Below are 3,841 nucleotides of genomic sequence, written 5' to 3' on the forward strand. Positions count from 1 at the left end.
AGCTCCCCGATCCGCCGGTGCGCCTCCCGGTAGCGGTCCGGGTCGCCGAGGCCCACCGTGACGCCGTAGCTCTCGCGGATCTCGACCTCCAGCCCGACGCGCTCGCCCGCCAGCCCCCGCGCCGCCCGGGCCAGGGCGGTCAGCTCGCCCGCGAGGAACGCCCGCCGCACCGGTGACAGCTCCACGAACTCGAGGGCACGCCGCAGCCCCTCGGCCGCCTCCAAGAGCTCCCGCGCCGACGGCGGGGGCCCGGACCGCGCGTGCCGCCGCAGGGCCGCGTCCCCGGTCCAGGACTCCACGAGCCCGGGCACCAGACGGTCCAGCCGGAAGGCGAGCAGCGCGGTGTCACGTGCCACCACCGACGCTCTGACCTTCGCGGACCGCATCCTGCGGACGCTACCGCGCACAGGCCCGGCCGGCGCCTCGCCACGATCGTGACCGGGCCCGTCCCGAAGGAGTGAGCAGACGACTCTCCGTCCTCGCCGACGCCCGGACACACTCACGGACGAATGTCAGAGATCACCCGATCCCGGGAATAACCAAACTGAGGGTTGCGGACTCACACGATGGTGGTACGAGATTTGTTGGTGATCCGCCGGACGGATAGCTTTTCCCTCAGTCAGCGCGGGCTCCCCGGTCGGACGCTGACGTGATCGGAGCCGGTTCGCCGGCCCCACGCACTTAACAGGAGAAGAACTGTGCTGAAGAAGGCTGGAATTGTTGTGGCCGGCGTCGCCGCGTCCCTCATCGCCGTCAGCCCGCTCGCGTTCGCGGGCGACAAGGCTAGCTACCAGGGCTCGGAGACCGTCGGGATCGACAAGTCCGGCAAGGGCCTCGTCAACGTCTCCGGCAACAACCTCAACGTGCCGATCCAGGCCTGCAACAACGACGTCCCGGTCAACGCCGGCCTCGGCGCCGTGCAGGGCAACGTCAAGGACCTGACCGGTGCCCTCACCGGTGCGGCGGCGCTGTTCGGCAAGGCCGACGCCACCACCGCGATCGCCACCGACTCGGACCGCTCCTGCGGCCAGGAGTCGGGCGCGGGCGACTCGGTCAGCTGACCCACGTCGTACCCGAGAACGCCGGGCCCCGCACGGGGTCCGGCGTTCTCGCCGTTTCCGACGATTTTCCCAGCCGTTCGAAATGCCTCCGGGATTCCACCGATCGTGGGCGTAACCCGGACTCGGAAAAATTGCAGACACGATCGTGTCGTCAGTTTCTCCGCGGCCGCCGGAAGCGATAGATTGTGCTCAGTCGGTGCGGGCTCCCCGGTCGGACACCGACTTGTCTCCGCCTGATTCTCAGGCGCTCGACTCACAGGAGAAGTACACGTGCTGAAGAAGGTTGCCCTCGTCGCCGCCGCCTCCGCGGCGTCCATCGTCGCCATGAGCCCGCTGGCGTTCGCCCACGACAGCTCGTCGTCGGTCGGCATCGACAAGACCGGCAAGGGCCTGATCAACGTCTCCGGCAACAACGCCAACGTGCCGGTCCAGGCGTGCAACAACGACGTCCCGGTCAACGCGGGCGTGCTCGCGGGCCAGGTCAACGCCAAGGACCTCGTCGGTGCCGCCACCGGCGCCCTGGGCATCCTGGGCTCGGCGTCGTCGAGCACCGACATCGCCACCGACACCGACCGCTCCTGCGGCCAGATCTCGGGCGCGGGCGACTCGGTCGACTGAATCTGAGCTCCTGCGGAGGGCGTCGGACCACACGGTCCGGCGCCCTTCGTGCGTCCGGAGGTCTTCGGGTGTGGCCCCGGGGTCAGCCCCCGAAGCGGCGGTGCCGGGCGGCGTACTCCCGCAGGGCCCGCAGGAAGTCCACGCGCCGGAACTCCGGCCAGTGGGCCTCGCAGAAGTGGAACTCCGAGTGCGCGCTCTGCCAGAGCAGGAACCCGGAGAGGCGCTGCTCGCCCGAGGTCCGGATGACCAGGTCGGGATCGGGCTGACCGGACGTGTACAGGTGCGCCGCGATGTGGTCGACGTCGAGGACCTCGGCCAGCTCCTCGATCGTCGTGCCGGACTCGGCGTGCTGCAGCAGCAGCTTGCGCACGGCGTCGGCGATCTCCTGCCTGCCGCCGTACCCGACGGCGACGTTGAGCTGCAGCCCGCTGCGGTCGCCGGTGCGCTCCGCCGCCGCCGTGAGCCGCTGGGCCATCGCGGGGGGCAGCAGCTCCAGCGCGCCGACGACCCGCAGCCGCCAGGGCGTGCTCGGCCCGCTCAGCTCGTCGACGACGTCCGCGATGATCTCGAGCAGCGGCAGCAGCTCGTCGTCGGGGCGGGAGAGGTTGTCCGTCGAGAGCAGGAACAGCGTGACGACCTCGACCCCGGACTCGGCACACCAGCCGAGCAGGTCGGAGATCTTCGCGGCCCCCACGCGGTGGCCCGCGTTGACGTCGTCGTGGCCCGCGTCCCGGGCCCAGCGACGGTTGCCGTCGAGGATGAGGGCGACATGCCGTGGCCGGGCGGCACCAGCCAGCCGCCGGGCGAGCCTCGCCTCGTAGGTCGAATAGAGCAGGTCGCGAACACCCACGGGCGGGCAGCCTACGCCGCCCCCCGACGCAGTCGGTGACATCACACCGGCATCCGGCGCGCTTCACCCACCGGCCACCGCCCGGCAACCTCGCCGCGGCCGCGGATCCCGTACGCTCGGCCGGGTGAACGCCGGGCTCGTGCCGCCCCCCGACGCACCGTTCGTCAAGCCGCGGATGCGTGGCTGGCTGCACTTCTGGTCGTTCGTCGTCTCGGTGGCCGCCTGCGCCACGCTGATCGCGATCTCGGCCAGCCTGGTCGGCGGGGTCGCGGCGCTGGCCACGTCGGTCTACAGCGTCACGATCCTCGGCCTGTTCGGCACGAGCGCGCTCTACCACCGGCGCACCTGGTCCACCCCGCGCAGCAGGCTGATCATGCGCAGGCTCGACCACTCGATGATCTTCGTGTTCATCGCGGGCACGTACACGCCCGTCGCCCTGCTCGCGATGCCCTGGAGCACGGGGCGCTGGGTGCTGCTCACGGTGTGGGGCGGGGCGCTGCTCGGCGTGGTCCTGAAGGTCTGCTGGCCGCACGCGCCGAAGTGGGTGGGCGTGCCGATCTACCTGGCGCTCGGCTGGGTCGCGGTCTTCGTGCTGCCGGACCTGCTGGCCAACGCCGGCGTGGCCGCCTTGGTCCTGCTGCTGGTCGGCGGCGCGCTCTACACGGTCGGCGCGGTGTTCTACGCCGTGCACTGGCCCAACCCGTGGCCGCGCACCTTCGGCTACCACGAGTTCTTCCACGCGGCCACGGTGCTGGCCGCGATCTGTCACCAGATCGCCATCTGGTTCGCCCTGTTCACCGGCTGACGACCTCACGCACCGCCCGCCGGAGCGCGGTCAGCAGCGGACGCTCGTCGTCGGCGCGCCAGGCGAGCACCAACGTGCTCGGCGAGACCCCGGTGACCGGTCGGAACACCACGGACGCGCGCTTCACCAGCGGCACGTTCCCGCGGGCCAGCAGGCAGATCCCGAGCCCGGCCTCGAGCGCCTCCGCGGTCTCCTCGGTGCTCGCGATCTCGGCGCCGACCCGGACCGGGCGGCCGCCCCGTTCGGCCGTGGCCAGCCAGTGGTCGCGGAGCGGGCCGCTGCCCGCGGGGAGGGCGAGGAACGGCTCGTCGAGCAGGTCGTCGAAGGCGATCTCCGGCCGGTCGGCGAGGGCGTGCGCGGCGGGCAGGGCCACCAGCCGGGGTTCCTCCGCCACCGTGACGTGCGTGAACCTGCCGTCCGGGTCCGGGTAGGGCAGCCAGAGGAACGCGGCGTCGGTGCGGTCCGACCCGGTCTCGGCGAGCCCGCCGGTGGGGTCCTCCCAGGTGA

The 3,841-nt window shown here is 71.8% G+C and carries 5 protein-coding genes and 1 pseudogene; 3 read left to right on the forward strand and 3 right to left on the reverse strand.

Annotated elements, in window-relative coordinates; genetic code table 11:
- Nucleotides 1-356 (reverse strand): annotated as a pseudogene (locus H5J29_RS24350) (DUF885 domain-containing protein); the annotation flags it as partial.
- Between the two features lie 342 nt (nucleotides 357-698).
- Between H5J29_RS24350 and H5J29_RS24355 the strand changes: the two are divergent.
- Both H5J29_RS24355 and H5J29_RS24360 read left to right on the forward strand, forming a co-directional pair.
- Entirely contained in the window at nucleotides 699-1,061 is a 363-nt protein-coding gene (locus H5J29_RS24355) for a hypothetical protein (RefSeq protein WP_181783359.1), read from the forward strand.
- Between the two features lie 270 nt (nucleotides 1,062-1,331).
- The gene (locus H5J29_RS24360; RefSeq protein ID WP_181783360.1) at nucleotides 1,332-1,679 is read left to right on the forward strand and encodes a hypothetical protein; all 348 of its coding nucleotides are present in this window, start codon (nucleotides 1,332-1,334) and stop codon (nucleotides 1,677-1,679) included.
- Between the two features lie 82 nt (nucleotides 1,680-1,761).
- Here the strand turns inward: H5J29_RS24360 and H5J29_RS24365 are convergent, their stop codons facing one another.
- On the reverse strand, nucleotides 1,762-2,529 hold the full coding sequence (locus H5J29_RS24365) for an isoprenyl transferase (RefSeq protein WP_312858382.1): 768 nt from the start codon (nucleotides 2,527-2,529) through the stop codon (nucleotides 1,762-1,764).
- Between the two features lie 175 nt (nucleotides 2,530-2,704).
- Here H5J29_RS24365 and trhA point away from each other — a divergent pair, with 175 nt between their 5' ends.
- Entirely contained in the window at nucleotides 2,705-3,334 is a 630-nt protein-coding gene (gene trhA / locus H5J29_RS24370) for a PAQR family membrane homeostasis protein TrhA (RefSeq protein ID WP_181783363.1), read from the forward strand.
- Here the strand turns inward: trhA and H5J29_RS24375 are convergent.
- On the reverse strand, nucleotides 3,324-3,841 hold a 518-nt coding region (locus H5J29_RS24375), incomplete at its 5' end, for a LysR family substrate-binding domain-containing protein (protein ID WP_181783362.1). The two genes, trhA and H5J29_RS24375, sit on opposite strands and share 11 nt — an antisense overlap.

This window comes from Pseudonocardia pini (assembly GCF_013870575.1).
In the GTDB taxonomy this organism is placed as follows: domain Bacteria; phylum Actinomycetota; class Actinomycetes; order Mycobacteriales; family Pseudonocardiaceae; genus Pseudonocardia; species Pseudonocardia pini.

Excerpts from the sequence above, each read along its gene's own strand:
- trhA (WP_181783363.1), top strand. The coding sequence starts at position 2,705 with ATGCGTGGCTGGCTGCACTTCTGGTCGTTCGTCGTCTCGGTGGCCGCC.